This window comes from Nonomuraea sp. NPDC049158 (assembly GCF_040648335.1).
Lineage (GTDB): Bacteria > Actinomycetota > Actinomycetes > Streptosporangiales > Streptosporangiaceae > Nonomuraea.
In genome coordinates this window covers 1-15863 of sequence record NZ_JBEZDM010000074.1, presented here as the reverse complement: position 1 = coordinate 15863, position 15863 = coordinate 1, and the positions used below count along the sequence as shown (strand labels likewise).

The following is a 15863-nucleotide window of genomic DNA, read 5'->3' as shown; positions in this document are numbered from 1 at the left end:
CCGATCTGACGCGCTTGCCGGCCTCGGCGCGGGCCGCGGGCGGCAGCGCGCCGATCTCGCGGTTGGCCAGCGCGATGGGCGAGCGGTCGCCCGCGTGGGCCAGCCGCGCCTGCTTGAGTGCGTCGAGGTCGCCGGCCGTCTTGATCGCCGCCAGGGCGTCGGCCTCCATGCGGGACAGCTCGTCGGCATGCAACGGTGTCACCTCGACGGGGTCGTAGTCAGACAAGAGTGAGCTCCGTATCCAGGGCTTGAGCGTGACAGAGTCTAGTGGGATCCGCCCACCGGGCCCGACTCCCGCCGCGTCCCGCGATCGGGCCGCGCGGCCTGCACTGTGGCGAACTACACCGTGGCGAAGTCGGGTGTGCCGGTGGGCACGGTAAATCGGAACTCCGCCCCACCCTCGGGCGCGCGCTGCACGGTGATCGTGCCGCCGTGCGCCTCGACCAGGCCCTTCACGATGAACAGGCCGAGCCCGGTGCCGCCACGCCGGCGGCTGTTGCCCCGCCAGAACTGCCGGAAGACGCGCGGAGCCAGCTCGGGCGCGATGCCCTCGCCCTCGTCGCGCACCGACACGGCAACTCCCCATCCGACGGACTCGATGTCTATGGTGACGGTGCCGCGTCCGTGGCGCACCGCGTTTTCCATCAGGTTACCGAGGATCTGGTCGACCTTGTCCTGGTCCAGCCACATTTCGGGGAGATGGTCGCCGGTCACGAGACGGAAGCGGTCCTCGGCCTCCCCCGCCGCGACGCGTCCCGCGATGATGCGCCGCGCCCTGGCGGGCACATCGACGACCTGGCGGTGCAGCTCCAGCCGGCCCGACTCGATGCGGGAGACGTCGAGCAGCTCGGTGATCAGCCTGGTCACGCGGTCGGCGTCGTTGTTGACGGTCTCGAGCATGACGCGCTTCTGCTCGTCGGTGAAGCGGGTCCACTTGGCCAGCAGGGTCGCGGTGAAGCCCTTGACGCTGGTCAGCGGCGAGCGCAGCTCGTGGGCGACCGTGGACACCAGGTCGGCGCGGCTGCGCTCCAGCCGGGCACGGGCGCCGCCGTCACGCAGGGTGATCGTCACCCGGTCGACGTCGCCGCACCGCTCGGGCTCTCGGGACAGCCTGGCCGCGACATAGAGCTCCTGCCCGCCGGGCAGGTGCAGGGGGCGCTCGGGCACCCGGCTGCGGGTGCGCAGGCCGCCCTCGGGATCGAGGGCCTTCCACCACTCGCGGCCGTCATGATCGCGGAAGGGGAAGACCTCGTTCATGTCCCTGCCGACCGCCCGCTCGACGGTGACACCGGTGAGCCGCGCGGCGGCCCGGTTGACGGCCAGCACACAACCGAATCTGTCGGTCACGATGAGGCCGTCCGGAAGGTCGTCGATGGCTATCGTGCACGCGGAGGCGACCACTCGACCATCGGTGTCTGCGCCGTGCACGAACTCGCCTCCTCCGCCTACAAGGCCGACAATAGCGGGTTTCCAGCCGCCTAGGGCACTCGCTGAGCCCTGGCGGAGGAGTAAAGGCATACCGCGGCCGCGGTGGCCAGGTTGAGGCTTTCGGCCTGTCCGTAGATGGGCACTCTGACCACATCGTCGGCTTCGGCGAGAACCTCCTCAGGCAGACCCCATGCCTCGTTTCCGAAGATCCACGCGGTGGGGCCCGACAGGTCGACGTCGTCGAGCGTGTGCTTGCCCGCGCCATCGGCCGCCAGCACACGCAGTCCACGCTCTCTGAGTTGACGCACAGCCACGGCCACCGGTGTACCGATGGTGACGGGCAGGTGGAACAGGCTGCCCGCGCTGGCGCGTACACACTTGCCGTTGTAGGGGTCGACGGAGGCGTCGGTGAAGATCACGGAGTCGGCGCCCGCGGCGTCGGCGGCGCGCATGACGGTGCCCGCGTTACCGGGGTCGCGCACGTGCGCGAGGACCGCGACCAGGCGCGGGTCGCCGGACAGGGCGTCGTCGAGCGGCACGTGCACCAGCCGGCAGACGGCCAGCAGGCCCTGCGGGGTCACGGTCTGGGAGAGCTCGGCCATGACCTCGCCGCTGGCCCGGTGGAGCGGGATGCCCTTGAGCGTCGCGTCGGTGATCAGCTCGGGGTGGCGGAGCTCGGCTTCGGCGGTGGCGAACAGCTCCAGCGTCACCCCCTCGAGCTTGAGCGCCTCGCGTACGGCCTGGGGCCCTTCGGCCAGGAACTTGCGGTCCTGCTCCCTGAAGGCGCGCTTGGCGAGCCGTCTGGCGGCCTTCACGCGCGGCGACTTCACGTTGGTCAGCTCGGATCCGGCCATGCTCTCCCCTGATGATCTGTACGGCCGGTCGCACCGGCCGCGTGCCCGGTCGTGGCGCCCGCGCGTACAGCAGTCGTGGCGCCTGTACACACAGCAAAGGGCCCACCATCAGGTGGGCCCTCGGCTAGAGCCTCGCCGGGCTCCTCTGTCAAGCGCCTCAGCTCGCGGCCGGGGCGTTCACGTTCGCCGGCAGCGCCTTCTTGGCGGCCTCGACGAGCGTGGCGAAGGTCTGGCTGTCGTTCACCGCGAGATCGGCGAGGATCTTACGGTCGACCTCGATGTTGGCCAGCCGCAGACCCTGGATCAGGCGGTTGTACGTCATGCCGTTCTGACGGGCAGCGGCGTTGATCCGCTGGATCCACAGACGGCGGAACGCACCCTTACGGTCCTTACGGTCCCGATAGGCGTACGTCATCGAGTGGAGCATCTGCTCCTTGGCCTTGCGGTACAGACGTGACCGCTGGCCACGGTAACCGGAAGCCCGCTCGAGGACGACCTTGCGCTTCTTCTTGGCGTTGAGCGCCCGCTTCACGCGTGCCATGTTCTATCTCCCCGGGGGTCGCGCTACTTGGCGAGCAGCTTCTTGATTTTCTTGGAGTCAGCGTCGGACAGGACGACTTCGTTCTTGAGACGGCGCGTCAGCGTGGACGACTTCCACTCGTTGTAGTGCGCGCGATTGGCCCGGCGGCGCACGACCTTGCCGGTGCCGGTGAGCCGGAACCGCTTCTTCGCACCGCTGTGCGTCTTCATCTTCGGCATTCGCCGTCTCTCCTCAATTCGTCCGTGCCGGTGGCCGGGCCGGTGCTGGCCGACCCGGTCGCGGCGTCTTCGTCTGGCGGGGTGGCTGTCGGGGTGTGCTGTTAAGGCTAACCCCAACCGCGGGTCACGCTTCCTGTATGGGAGCTTCCTGCTCGGAAGTCTCCAGCTCGGAAGGCTCCTCGCCGCCACGCTGTGCCTTGGCTGCGGCCTTTTCGGCCTTCGCCTCAGCCTTCTTCTTGTGCGGACCGATCACCATGATCATGTTACGACCGTCCTGCTTCGCGTGGGACTCGACGAATCCCAGCTCCTGGACGTCGTCCGCGAGCCGCTGCAGCAGCCGGAAGCCGAGCTCCGGCCGGGACTGCTCGCGACCACGGAACATGATCGTGACTTTGACCTTGTCCCCCGCCTTGAGGAACCGCACCACGTGACCCTTCTTGGTCTCGTAGTCGTGCGGGTCGATCTTCGGCCGGAGCTTGATCTCCTTGATGATCGTGTGCGCCTGATTCTTGCGCGCTTCGCGCGCCTTCATCGCGGACTCGTACTTGAATTTGCCGTAGTCCATGAGCTTGCACACGGGCGGTCGAGCCGTGGCCGCGACCTCGACGAGGTCGAGGTCGGCCTCCTGAGCGAGCTTGAGGGCATCGTGAATGGAGACGATGCCCACCTGCTCGCCGTTCGGGCCCACGAGGCGAACCTCGGGAACTCGGATACGCTCGTTGATGCGGGGCTCAGTGCTGATGGGGCCTCCTAGGTTTGCGTTCCCGTACGTGCTCGGTGCCGAGGAACTCCGCGCGAAACGCGAAAAGCCCCGCACGTCGCGCATGCGGGGCCACTGAGCTCTTTGGCATCGTGGCCGTAAGCTCCCCGGAGTAAGTCCGGCGTGATCCTGGACCCGGCCGCCTCTCGGCGACTCAGGTGGGAGGGAGACCTCCGCTTGCGCGTCCAGCAAGGCATGCCGGACCGATCAGTGAGCTACGTTACCACAACCACGAGACTTCTTCGAATCATCCCCGCTGGCCAGGGGTCTGAGCGGTAAATTTCCGTCCAGAAAACGAGCCAGAACGAGGGTATGTGGAACAGCTCGAAGAAACCAAAGGGCAGCTCGAGGGGGCCAAACAGCGCTTCAGTGAGCTCGTCCGCCGGGCCCGTGACGAGGGACCGCAGATCATCACCCGGCACAGGCAGGATGTGGCGGTGATCATGGACGTGGAGGAATACCGCCGGCTCAAGGGCGAGTCATGGTGTGACGAGCTGCTGCGCCGCCGCGACCCACTGACGTCGTGGGCCCCGACGTCCAGCTGATCAGCCCGTTCGACTGGCCGACCGTCTGAGGATCTCCGCCTCGCCGGCCGCGCGCATGGCCTCCACCGGCACATCCGTCCGGCCCGTCATCAGCTCCACCTGCCGCACCGCCTGATGCAGCAGCATCCCGAACCCGCCGACCACGGTGCCGCCCCCAGCCTGGACGGCCGCCGCCGCGCTGGTCGGCCAGGGCGAATAGACCACGTCGAACAGCGCGGGAACCCGCGCCAGCCGCGCCGCGAAGGCGTCGGCCACCCCGCTCGGCAGCGTGGACACCACCAGATCCACCCGCGTCGAGACGTCGAGCTTGTCGAACGTCTCGATCGCCAGCGCCATCCCGAGCCGCTCGGCCACCCCGGCGGTGTCCCCCGCCCTGGCGGGATCGCGTACCAGCAGGGTCGCGGAATGCAGCCCCAGGTTACGCAGCGCCGCCAGCGTCGAAGCGGCGGTGGCGCCCCCGCCCAGCACGGTCGCCGACCTCGGCGCAGGCACCCCCGCCTCGGCCAGCGCCCGCTCGATGCCGTAGACGTCGGTGTTGTCCCCATGGCTCGCGCCGTCGCGGAACACCACGGTGTTGGCCCCGCCGACCTCGACGGCCAGCTCGGAGACCGTGTCGAGCAGCGGCAGCACGACCCGCTTGAGCGGCATGGTCAGCGACAACCCCGCCCAGGCCCCCTCGTCCCCCGGCATCTCACCGCGGCGCGGCCTGAGCTCCCGCAGCAGCCCGGGCAGCCGGGCCTCGTCACACTCGCGGACCTCGTAGCTCCACCCGTCGAGCCCCATCGCCTGATAGGCCGCCCGATGCAGGTAGGGCGACAGCGAATGCGCGATCGGCGACCCCAGCACCCCTGCCCGCACGCGGTTCTCCTCTCCATGCCTTACTGCCTGCTGTTTTCGCACGGTGCGTCTTCTGCGCAGCCGCTTTCGTACGGCATGCCCGTGGGTACGGCACGTCGTTCGCACAGCATGCCGTACGTGCAGCCGCCTTTGTACGGCACGCCCGGCCGTACGGGCGCGACGTACGGCATCTCGCCTGTACGGCATGCCCAGCCAACCCCAGTCGCCGTACAGGGCTCAGGGCCTCCAGGGAGACGGCCGCAGAGCCCGCACATGGCCGGGCACCGTTACGAGACGGTGAGACCGGTGGCGTGGCCGGCTACCGCCGCTCACCCGGCGGCGTCAGCCACCGTTCTTGCGGTATTCGTTGAGCAATACCTGGAATTGCGCGTCCGTGACGGCGAACTGGGTGACGTTGCTCTTGGGGTCGGTGGCGACGAAGTAGAGCCAGGGGCCCTTGGCCGGGTTGAGAGCCGCCTCGATCGCGGCGTCGCCCGGGTTGGAGATGGGGCCGGGCGGAAGGCCCAAGTACTTGTACGTGTTGTACTTGGAGGTGCTCTGCAGCTGCGCGTGCGTCGCGGACGTGCCCTTCTTGTTCGTCGCGTACATCACCGTGCTGTCCATCTTCAGCTGCATCTCCGGCTGGTGGTCGAGCCGGTTGTAGATGACGCGGGCGATCTTCGGCATGTCCTCGTGCCGGCCGGCCTCGGCCTGGATGATGCTGGCGATCGTGATGATCTCGGCGGGCGTGCGCCGCAGAGCCTTGGCGCCGCCCACGAGGTCGGCCTTCTCCGCCGCCTGGTTGAACCGTTCGACCATCTGCGACAGCATCTCGGTCGGCGTGGACTTCGGCTGGAACTCGTACGTGGCGGGGAAGGCGTAGCCCTCCAGTCTGCCCTTGGCGTAGGACGGCAGCTCCATGTCGCTGGTGTCCTTGGCGGCGGCGATGAACTCCTTCTGCGGCTTGCCGGTCTTGTCGGCGAGCCGGGCGAGGACATCGGAAAGGCGCAGCCCCTCCTCGAACGGGATCCTGACGATCAGCTTGTTGGTCGAGCCGAGCATCGTCACCGCGTTGGCGGCGGACATCCCCTTGCGCAGGGTGTATTGGCCCGGCTGGAGCGCGCCGCTCTTGTTGGCGTTGGCGATCGCGTTGGTGAACGCCCTGGCGCTGGCGACGACCCCCTGCCGCTCCAGCTCCACCGCCACGTCGGAGGCGGTCTGGCCGTCCTTGATCTCGATGGTCACGTCGCCTTTGCCCTGGCCGGTGAAGTCGTCGGGCACCAGAGCGCCGCTGATCCACTGATAGCCGAAGTAGCCGCCGCCGCCGAGGATGCCCGCCAGGACGATGAAGGCCAGCAGCGGTGCGATGAAGCCGCCTCGGTTACGGCGCCTGCGACGCCTGCGGCTGCCGCCTTTGCCGTTAGCTCGGCCGCGGCGCCGGGAGGAGCCTTCGTCGTCCTCGGCGCCGAGCAGGAAATCCATGTCGAGATCGTTCATAGGTGCGCAGGCCAATCTCCCGGTACGTACGGCCCGGCGTCAAGCGGTACTGCCGAACCGTTGGGGGTCACCGAGCGGGGGGTTCGCCGGCCGTGCACCCACGACCGGCGAATATCACTCTGGGTAGCCATGCTAGAGGACAAGGAGAGCGCGCGGGCCCCCTCCCGGGGGCTCCGCTCGGGGATTTCGAAGATCCCTCGCGGGAAATGGGGGGTCCCGGCAAGCATCATTTCGTCCCGAGGTTTCGATGCAACTCTTCCCGGTATCTCACGAACTCGCTCTCTTTGTCGGTGAATTTGGTGATTCTATGCGCCGGATCCGTCGTCACAAACCAGCGCCAATCACCGCTCGCCGGATGCAGGGCCGCTATCAGCGCCTTCTCTCCGGGATTGGCGATGGGCCCTGGCGGCAGTCCGGTGTGCCGGTAGGTGTTGTACGGCGATTGGACCTTGGTGTCGCTCTCGGTGACCTTCAAGGTCCGCTTTCCCAGGGCGTACAGGACGGTGCTGTCGATCTGGAGCCGCATATCTCGCTTGAGCCTGTTGTAGATCACTCGGGCGATCTTGGGATAGTCCTCGTCCCTGCCGCCCTCGGCCTGGACCATGCTGGCCACCGTGACGGCCTCCAGCGGGGTCAGATGCACGTGCGGGGCCTTCTTCACCAGCTCCACCTGCTTGGCCGCCGCGCCGAACCGCTCCACCATCGCGGTCAGCAGATCGACGGCCTTGTCCCCGGGCTCGACCTCATACGTGGCCGGGAACAGGAACCCTTCGAGGCCCTTGGCGTACTTGGGCAGCCCTACCAGAGCCGCGTCGACCGCCCGCAACTCCTTGAGAGCCAGCCCGGACTGCGCGGCCAGCCGGACGAGCGTCTCGGACGCCCGCATGCCCTCGGGGACGGTGACCCGCCTGACCATCCTGGAGGCGGGCGCGAGCAACAGGTCGAGCGCGGCGCCCGCGGCCATGCCCTTGCGCAGCCGGTAGTGCCCCGGCCGCAGGCTTCCCGCCACGGCGCGGTCCTCGGCGGCGTTCACGAACGACCGCGCGCTGGCCACCACCCCGGCCTCGGCCAGCACCGCGCCGACGTCGCCCGCGCTGGCACCGGCCGGGATCCGCACGGTCACGGGCCCGCCGCCGGTCCCCTCGAAGTCTTCGGGGGTCAGGTACGGCTTGAGCACCACGTACAGCCCTACGCCGAGCGCGGCGATCGACGCGGAGACCACCACGCCCAGCAGCGCCGCCGTACGCACGGCCGTCCGCTTCTCCCGCCGCCGAACCTCACGAACGCTTCCGCCCCCGCCACCGATCCCGGCGCTGCCTTCAGCTTGGGCTCTGGCCTCGGCTCCAGCTCCGGCTCTGGCCTCGGACGCGCCACCGGCACCACCGCCGCCAGCGCCAGCGCCAGCGCCAGCGACCCGGGTCTCCCCGGATGCGAGGCCACCGACGCCCAGCGATTCGCCTGGGTCTGTACCGGAGACACCGCCCTCGGAGGTACGGCTGTCAGAAGGCGCGCCGCTGTGGGACGTGCCACCACCAGCAAGCCGCCCGCCGTCGGCAGGCGTGCCACCGCCGGACAGAACACCGCCGGAATGCCCGTCGTCGTCGGGCGAGACGGCGCCGAACGGCGCACCACCCTCAGAAGACGCACCGCTGAGCAGCCTCCCACCGTCCGGCGAAGCACCATCGGGCCGAGCACCACCGTCGGATGGCGCACCACCGTCAGATGGCGCGCCGCCGGGAAGCCTCCCGCTGTCCGCCGGGGCGATCGCGCCGAGGTCGTCCGCACGACACTCTCGTCCATCCGCTGCGGACTCCCCCGTCACCGACACGTCCAGAGCCTCTGGCACATCCGGCCGCAAGGGACCGGGACCATCAGAGCCCGAGGACACCTCGGAGTCTGAGGACGTCGCGGCGTCCGGAGGCACCTCGGCGTCCGAAGGCGGCGCGGTGCCCGAAGAGGTCGCGGAGTCCGAAGGCGTCGCGGAGTCCGAGGACGGGATGAAGGGTTCCGGGACGAACGGGATCAGGTCGTCATCCTCATCCGGTGGCCCGCTCATGCCGCCACCCCCGCCCGACCCTCGCCGCCCCCGGTCAGACCCCCGGTCATGAGGCGGGTCCGCCGTCCACCCCGGAGGGCGGATCGACGGGCCTGCCGGGTGGTCTGTCCGTGGCTCTCTCGACGTCGAGCGCGTCCTGCAGCAGTACGACCGCCGCCGCCTGGTCGACGACCGCGCGCTGCTTCTTGGCCCGCACGCCGCTGGCCCGGAGTCCCTGCTGCGCCGCGACCGTGGTCAGCCGTTCGTCGAAGAGGCGGACGGGTATGGGCGCCAGCCGTCGGGCCAGCGCTGTGGCGAAGTCGCGGGCCAGCGCGGCGGCCTGCCCTTCGCGGCCCGACAGCGAGGTGGGCAGCCCGACCACGACCTCGATCGCCGAGTGTTCGTCGGCGATCGCGGCGATGCGGTCGAGGTCGCCCTGGCCTCGCCTGACGGTCTCCACCGGAGTGGCCAGCAGGCCCGAGGGGTCGCTGCGGGCCACGCCGATGCGTACGGACCCGACGTCCACGCCGATCCGTGAACCGAACCGCATGTCAGCCGAGCTGCTCCGCGATGGCCTGCTCGACCAGTCGCAGCGCGTCGCCGACCGCCTCCGGTCGTGTGCCGCCGCCTTGCGCGACATCGTCCTTGCCGCCACCGCCACCCCCAAGCGCCTTGGCGGCGACGCCGACCAGTCGCCCGGCCTTGAGCTGACGCTCACGTCCCGCCTCGTTGACCGCGGCAACGACCACGGGCCGGTCGGAGGGGACACCCGCGATCACGATGACCGCCGGTCGGTCGGCCGGGAATCTGCCACGCACATCAAGCGCGAGCTTACGCAGGTCGTCGGCCCCGGTGCCGTCAGGCGCGCGGTGCGTCACCACGAAGACTCCGTCCAGGTCACGGGCCTGCGCCGCCAGCTCGCCCGCCACCTGGAGCACCTGCGCGGACCGGAGCCGCTCCAGCTCCTTCTCGGCGGTGCGCAGGCGGGTGACGATGCCCTCGACGCGCTCGGGCAGCTCCTCGCGGCGCGCCTTGAGCTGCTCGGTGAGCTGGGCGACCAGCACGCTCTCGCGCGCCAGGAAGCGGAAGGCGTCGATGCCGACGAGCGCCTCGACGCGGCGCACACCGGCGCCGACCGACTGCTCGCCGAGCACCTTGACCAGGCCGAGCTGGCCGGAGCTGTGTACGTGGGTGCCGCCGCAGAGCTCGCGCGAGTAGTCGCCGATCTCCACGACGCGGACCTCGTCGCCGTACTTCTCGCCGAACATCGCCAGCGCGCCCATCGCCCTGGCCTCCGTCTGGGAGGTGTAGAAGGCGTTGACCTTGAGGTCGTTGACGAGGACCGCGTTGACCTCGTCCTCGACGTCGCGCAGCACGCTCGGCGGCACCGCGCCCGCCGCGGTGAAGTCGAAGCGGAAGCGGCCGGGCGAGTTTTCGGAGCCGGCCTGCGCCGCCGTCTCGCCGAGCGCGTTCTTGAAGCCGCGGTGGACGAGGTGGGTGGCGCTGTGGCTGCGCGAGATCGCGCGGCGTCGCTCGATGTCGATCTCCGCCTGGGCCTCGTCGCCGACCTTGAGCTCGCCCTTGCGGATCCGGCCGCGGTGCACGACGAGGCCCGCGAGCGGCGTCTGCACGTCGCGGATCTCCACCTCGGCGCCGCCGGTGCGGATCACGCCCTGGTCGGCGAGCTGGCCGCCGCCCTCGGCGTAGAAGGGAGTGCGGGAGAGCACGACCTCCACGTCGGTGCCCGCGCCCGCCGCGGGGACCGCGCCGCCGTCGACCAGGATGCCGACGATGCTCGTGTCGGCCTCGGTCTGGTCGTAGCCGAGGAACTCGACCCGGCCCGCCTTCTCCAGCAGCTGCCCGAAGACGGAGATGTCGGCGTTGCCGGTCTTCTTCGCCGCCGCGTCGGCCTTGGCGCGGTCGCGCTGCTCCTTCATCAGGCGGCGGAAGCCCTCTTCGTCGACCTGGAGTCCGTGCTCGGACGCCATTTCGAGTGTGAGGTCGATCGGGAAGCCGTAGGTGTCGTGCAGCTGGAACGCCTGCTCGCCGGAGAGCGTGGAGCCGGACTTGCGCTTGGTCTCCTCCACCGTGACGTCGAACATCGCGGTGCCGGTGCGCAGCGTGCCGAGGAAGGACGCCTCCTCGGCGTCGATGACCCCGTGGATCTGCGGCGCGTCCGCCTTCAGCTGCGGGTATTGCTCACCCATGACCTCGATCGCGACGGCGGTCAGCTCGTGCATGTAGCGCTCGTCGCCGGAGCCGAGCAGGCGCAGGTTGCGGACCGAGCGGCGCAGGATGCGGCGCAGCACGTAGCCGCGGCCCTCGTTGCCGGGCATGACGCCGTCGGCGACCAGCATGGTGCCGGTGCGGACATGGTCGGCGATCACCCGCAGGCTGACGTCGGAGCGGTGGTCGCGGCCGTAACGGGTCTTGGTGAGCTCGGCCGCCTTGTCGAGGATCTTGTAGGTGGTGTCGATCTCGTAGATGTTGTCGACGCCCTGCAGGATCGCCGCCATGCGCTCCAGGCCCATGCCGGTGTCGATGTTCTTGGCGGGCAGCTCGCCGACGATGTCGAAGTCGACCTTGCTGCGGACCTCGCCCAGCTGGTCCTGCATGAAGACCAGGTTCCAGACTTCGAGGTAGCGGTTCTCGTCGGCGATGGGGCCGCCCTCGCGGCCGTATTCCGGGCCGCGGTCGTAGTAGATCTCCGAGCACGGTCCGCCGGGGCCCGGCACGCCCATGTGCCAGTAGTTGTCTTCGAGGCCGCGGCGCTGGATGCGCTCGAGGGGCACCCCGACCTTGTTGTGCCAGATGTCGAGCGCCTCGTCGTCGTCGAGGTAGACGGTCGCCCAGAGACGGTCGGGCGGGAAGCCGAAGCCGCCCTCGGATTCCGGCTTGGTCAGCAGCTCCCAGGCGAACGGGATCACTTCGGCCTTGAAGTAGTCGCCGATGGAGAAGTTGCCCAGCATCTGGAAGAACGTCGCGTGCCGGGTGGTCTTGCCGACCTCGTCGATGTCGGGGGTGCGCACGACCTTCTGCGCGGTGGCCAGCCGGTCCGCCGGAGGCTTGCGCTGCCCCAGGAAGTACGGCTTGAAAGGCACCATACCCGCGTTGACCAGGAGAAGCGTCGGGTCCTCAGCGATCAGGCTGGCCGAGGGCACTACCTTGTGCCCACGCTCCTCGAAGAAGCGCAGGAAGCGGCGCGCGATCTCTGCCGACTCCATGGTGGCCATCCTTTGCGTTAGTCGTTGCTTTCAGGGTTGTCGAGACCGAAACGGGCCCGCAACTCGATTTCGCGCTCCGCGGCCTCGCCGAGCGCGTCAGAAGTAAAGTCTCTCACCCGTCGGAGCATGCTCGCGGCGCCGCCGACCGTACGGCGGGCCACGTGGTTGGGGTGGAGTGCCTGCAGCCTGCGCATCACCCAGAGGGTCAGCAGCGCGCCGAGCGACAGGTAGAACAGCCGTCTGATCATCGCCGTCGGCCCGCCTTGCGCGGCCTGCGGACCTCGATGGCCCTGCGCACACCGTAGCCGATGGAGGAGACCTTGATCAGCGGCCCGGTGAAGACGGTCTGGGTGACGGCGCTGAGCTTGGCGGCGTGGGAGCTCACCTGCTTGACGTCCTTGGCGATGGCCTCGACGGCCACCAGCTGCCGGTTGGTCTCGTTGACCGTCAGGCTCATGTCGTCGAGCAGCGGCGCCATGCGGGCGCTCAGGTCGGCCACCGCCCTGCCGGTCTCGGTGATCAGCCGGGTGAGCTTGACCAGCACCATGACGAGCACGCAGACCAAGACGATCCAGCCGGTGGCGGCGATCAGCCCGGCGACCTCTCCAGCGGTAAGCATCCGCTCATCTCCCTCGTACGCTGGGCCGGAACGGCAAGAACCCTATCGCGTTCGACGGCCCAGATTACTGGCGACGCCCGGCTCCATCAGGCCGCCACGTCGATGGCCCACGTTTCCCCGGCCGAACGGGCCGGCCCGCGAGCGGCACCGACCCCGGGCCCGACCAGCCGAACCCGGCCCGTCCCGTACGGCCACGAGACCGTCAAGAACCCGCCAGGACCACCAAGAGCGCGTCTTAGGGGGCCGAAGAGCCCGTCCAAGAACCCGCCAAGAGGCCATGAAAGGGCCGCCAAGAGCCCGTGGAACGGCCGCCAACAGGCCGCGAAAGGGCCGTCAAGAGCCCCGCAGGAAGTCACGTATCCGAGCCCACCGCTCGGCCAGCACACCCTCACCACCATGCTTGGTGGGCTCGTAGTAGCGCCTGTCGCGCACCTGCTCGGGCGCGTAGTCCTGGCGGACCAGCCCGTGGTCGAAGTCGTGCGGGTATTTGTAGCCGTCGCCGTGGCCCAGCTTGGCGGCGCCCTGATAGTGGGCGTCGCGCAGGTGGCCGGGCACCTGGCCGATCAGGCCGCGGCGCACGTCGCCGATCGCCGCTCCGATGGCCTTGACGACGGCGTTGGACTTGGGCGCCAGCGCGCAGTGCAGGACCGCGTGGGCCAGGTTGATCTGGCCCTCCGGCAGGCCTATGAGCTGCACCGCCTGGGCCGCGGCGACCGCGGTCTGCAGGCAGGTCGGGTCGGCCAGGCCGACGTCCTCCGAGGCGAAGATGACGATGCGGCGGGCGATGAAGCGCGGGTCCTCGCCCGCCTCGATCATCCGGGCCAGGTAGTGGAGCGCGGCGTCGGCGTCGGAGCCGCGCATCGACTTGATGAAGGCGCTGATGACGTCGTAGTGCTGGTCGCCCTGCCGGTCGTAGCGGACGGCCGCCTTGTCGACGGCCTTCTCCACGACCTCGACCGTGATGTCGTCGGACAGCAGCGCGGCGGCTTCGAGGTAGGTCAGGGAGCGGCGGGCGTCGCCGCCGGCCAGGCGTACGAGATGGTCGACGGCCTCGGGGGCGACGGTGGCGCGGCCGCCGAGACCGCGTTCGTCGGCTACCGCGCGCTCCAGGACCGCGCGGACGTCGTCGTCGGTCAGGGACTCGAGCGTGAGCAGCAACGAGCGCGACAGCAGCGGGGAGATGACCGAGAAGAAGGGGTTTTCGGTGGTGGCGCCGATGAAGGTGACCCAGCGGTTCTCGACGGCGGGCAGCAGGGCGTCCTGCTGGGCCTTGTTGAAACGGTGGACCTCGTCGACGAAGAGCACGGTCTGCCGGCCGCTCATGCCCAGTTCGCGCTTGGCGAGGTCGATGGCGGCGCGTACGTCCTTGACCCCGGCCGAGACGGCGGAGACCTCGACGAAGCGCCGCTTGGTGACGTTGGAGACGACATAGGCCAGCGTCGTCTTGCCGGTGCCGGGCGGTCCCCAGAGGAAGAGCGACATCGGCGCCTCGCTCTCGACGAGCCTGCGCAGCGGCGTGCCCGCGCCGAGCAGGTGACGCTGGCCGATCACCTCGTCGAGCGTGCGCGGCCGCATCCGGACCGCGAGGGGCTGCGGTGTGGCCTCCTCAGCCGCCGAATCGAACAGACTCTCCACAACGCGAGTTTACGGGGTGGACCGTGTCCACCGGTCCACCATCAGGCGAGCGGGCTACGCACCCCAGACGGCTCTCGCTCCCGAGTCACCGGCGCGGAAGACGAAGTAGCCGACCACCACGGCCAGCAGCACCGTCACACCGGACAGCGCGAGGGTGACCGGGCGGCCGAACCTGTCGCCGAGCGAGCCGCGGCTCGGGCTCGTGGAGTAGACGAGCAGCAACGCGGCGACGCCCAGGCCGGCCGTGGACAGGAGCAACGGGTTGGCGAAGCTCTCATGGGTCTCGATCCGCTGGCCCAGCGTGCCGTCGACCGAGGCGAAGCGGGCCGCCTTGAGGCTCTCGCCGCTCTCCTTGGCCGCGAAGACGGCCACGGGCGCCCCCAGCGAGAGCAGGACCACCGCCCACGCCAGCAGCGGCCGCCAGCGGTGCAGGACCGTGTACGCCACGGAGGCGGCCGCGAGGAGCGGGGTCAGCACCACGGCGAAGTGGATGATCAGCGGATGGGCGGGCAAGCCGAAGATCTCGTCGAACATGTCTGCACTCCTAGTTCTCATTTCAACTACGAATGGCGACACGATATGGTTCGCGGTCCATCCCGTCACTACGAGTGGTTTCCTCCTCTTACGTCCGGCACATCGCAGGGCCGGTAGCATTCCCGGAGTTGTTTGGTCATGTACTGGCAAAAGTGGAGGACATACCGGTGAGCGGCGAGGACGACCGCCAGAGCCAGTTGGCTCGGGAACACAAGGAGCGGCAGGAACAGCGCGAAGCGGCGGACAGCGCCAAGGGGAAGCGGAACGTCTTCATCGGCGCGGGCCTGGCCGTCGTCGTGGTGGCGGGCGGCATCTTCGCCGCGACCACGCTGATCAACAAGGACGACGCGGGCAAGAAGGTCTCGGCCGAGAGCACTCCGTCGGCCTCGGCCTCTGCCCCGCCCAGCGCCGCCCCCTCGCCGACCCCGTCGCTGTCCTCGCTGCCGAAGAAGACCGGCAAGGTGTCCTGCACCTACAAGCGGGACACCTCGGACGTACCGATGAAGTACGTGGGCATGCCGGGCAGCCACCCGAACATGAAGCTGAAGACGATGACCGTCTTCACCAACCACGGCAAGATCGTCATCGACGTCGACCCGGCCGCGACCCCGTGCTCGGTCAACTCGATGGACTTCCTGGCCAAGAAGAACTTCTACAACAACACCAAGTGCCACCGCCTGGTGACGCCCGAGACGGCGGGGCTGTTCCTGCTGCAGTGCGGCGACCCCAAGGCCAAGGCCGACGGCAAGAACCCGACGGACGGCCAGGGCACGGCGGGCTACGTCTACCAGGACGAGGCCGTCGGCGCGATTCCGTACACCCGCGGCGTGGTGTTCCTCACCCAGCCGCAGGACGCGGCCGGGCAGAACAGCAGCCAGTTCGCCATCTCGCTGTCGGACGAGAACTCGCAGATCGAGGCCCAGTACTCGGTGCTCGGCATGGTCCGCTCGGGCCTGGAGATCATCGAGAAGGTCGCCAAGGACGGCGTCATCGTCAACAGTCAGGACATCGTCGGCGACGGCGGCTCGACCGCCCCGAAGAACCCGATCATCATCGAGAAGGTCACAGTCCGCTAGCCGGACGCGAAACAGGGCGCCCCGCCTCTCCCGAACCGGAGAGGCGGGGCGCCCAGATCG

At 69.3% G+C, this 15863-nt stretch carries 16 protein-coding genes and 1 pseudogene; 2 read left to right on the top strand and 15 right to left on the bottom strand.

The genetic code is table 11. The features are described 5' to 3' along the window. The 6 genes and pseudogenes from AB0B61_RS56920 to infC all read right to left on the bottom strand — a co-directional run. A pseudogene (locus tag AB0B61_RS56920) lies at positions 1-169 on the bottom strand (phenylalanine--tRNA ligase subunit alpha); the annotation flags it as partial. A 170-nt stretch (positions 170-339) separates the two neighbouring features. Continuing rightward, on the bottom strand, positions 340-1428 hold the full coding sequence (locus AB0B61_RS56915; RefSeq protein WP_358450583.1) for a PAS domain-containing sensor histidine kinase: 1089 nt from the start codon (positions 1426-1428) through the stop codon (positions 340-342). A gap of 50 nt (positions 1429-1478) precedes the next feature. Beyond that, positions 1479-2282: an RNA methyltransferase gene (locus tag AB0B61_RS56910; protein WP_358450580.1), complete on the bottom strand. Its 804-nt coding sequence runs from the start codon at positions 2280-2282 to the stop codon at positions 1479-1481. A gap of 157 nt (positions 2283-2439) precedes the next feature. Next, positions 2440-2823, bottom strand: a complete 384-nt coding sequence (gene rplT, locus AB0B61_RS56905; protein ID WP_219538506.1) for a 50S ribosomal protein L20 — start codon at positions 2821-2823, stop codon at positions 2440-2442. Between the two features lie 23 nt (positions 2824-2846). Continuing rightward, positions 2847-3041 carry a 50S ribosomal protein L35 gene (gene rpmI / locus AB0B61_RS56900; RefSeq protein WP_225298242.1) on the bottom strand — a complete coding sequence of 65 codons (195 nt, stop codon included), beginning with the start codon at positions 3039-3041 and terminating at the stop codon, positions 2847-2849. Between the two features lie 124 nt (positions 3042-3165). Continuing rightward, a complete protein-coding gene (infC, locus tag AB0B61_RS56895) occupies positions 3166-3783 on the bottom strand; it encodes a translation initiation factor IF-3 (RefSeq protein WP_357955860.1) in 618 nt (205 codons plus the stop codon). A 332-nt stretch (positions 3784-4115) separates the two neighbouring features. Here infC and AB0B61_RS56890 point away from each other — a divergent pair, with 332 nt between their 5' ends. Beyond that, the gene (locus tag AB0B61_RS56890) at positions 4116-4346 is read left to right on the top strand and encodes a type II toxin-antitoxin system Phd/YefM family antitoxin (protein ID WP_358450577.1); all 231 of its coding nucleotides are present in this window, start codon (positions 4116-4118) and stop codon (positions 4344-4346) included. Here the strand turns inward: AB0B61_RS56890 and AB0B61_RS56885 are convergent, their stop codons facing one another. The 9 genes from AB0B61_RS56885 to AB0B61_RS56845 form a co-directional block, all read right to left on the bottom strand. Then, positions 4347-5204 carry a shikimate dehydrogenase gene (locus AB0B61_RS56885; RefSeq protein ID WP_358450574.1) on the bottom strand — a complete coding sequence of 286 codons (858 nt, stop codon included), beginning with the start codon at positions 5202-5204 and terminating at the stop codon, positions 4347-4349. Between the two features lie 321 nt (positions 5205-5525). After that, entirely contained in the window at positions 5526-6680 is a 1155-nt protein-coding gene (mltG, locus tag AB0B61_RS56880; protein ID WP_358450571.1) for an endolytic transglycosylase MltG, read from the bottom strand. 226 nt (positions 6681-6906) lie between these two features. Next, positions 6907-7929: an endolytic transglycosylase MltG gene (mltG, locus tag AB0B61_RS56875; protein ID WP_358450568.1), complete on the bottom strand. Its 1023-nt coding sequence runs from the start codon at positions 7927-7929 to the stop codon at positions 6907-6909. Positions 7930-8782: 853 nt separating this feature from the next. After that, positions 8783-9265 (bottom strand): Holliday junction resolvase RuvX, encoded by a 483-nt coding sequence (gene ruvX / locus AB0B61_RS56870; RefSeq protein WP_358450565.1) that lies wholly within the window; start codon positions 9263-9265, stop codon positions 8783-8785. 1 nt (position 9266) lies between these two features. After that, entirely contained in the window at positions 9267-11939 is a 2673-nt protein-coding gene (gene alaS / locus AB0B61_RS56865; RefSeq protein ID WP_358450562.1) for an alanine--tRNA ligase, read from the bottom strand. 17 nt (positions 11940-11956) lie between these two features. Further along, positions 11957-12187 (bottom strand): hypothetical protein, encoded by a 231-nt coding sequence (locus AB0B61_RS56860; protein WP_358450559.1) that lies wholly within the window; start codon positions 12185-12187, stop codon positions 11957-11959. After that, a complete protein-coding gene (locus tag AB0B61_RS56855; protein WP_357654711.1) occupies positions 12184-12558 on the bottom strand; it encodes a DUF948 domain-containing protein in 375 nt (124 codons plus the stop codon). Before AB0B61_RS56855 ends, AB0B61_RS56860 begins: the two co-directional genes overlap by 4 nt. A gap of 333 nt (positions 12559-12891) precedes the next feature. Beyond that, positions 12892-14193, bottom strand: a complete 1302-nt coding sequence (locus AB0B61_RS56850) for a replication-associated recombination protein A (protein WP_358450556.1) — start codon at positions 14191-14193, stop codon at positions 12892-12894. 54 nt (positions 14194-14247) lie between these two features. Then, positions 14248-14727 carry a hypothetical protein gene (locus tag AB0B61_RS56845; protein ID WP_358450553.1) on the bottom strand — a complete coding sequence of 160 codons (480 nt, stop codon included), beginning with the start codon at positions 14725-14727 and terminating at the stop codon, positions 14248-14250. Positions 14728-14879: 152 nt separating this feature from the next. Between AB0B61_RS56845 and AB0B61_RS56840 the strand changes: the two genes are divergently transcribed. Further along, complete coding sequence (locus AB0B61_RS56840; protein ID WP_358450550.1) at positions 14880-15803, top strand: peptidylprolyl isomerase; 924 nt, start codon at positions 14880-14882, stop codon at positions 15801-15803. Positions 15804-15863: the final 60 nt, after the last annotated feature.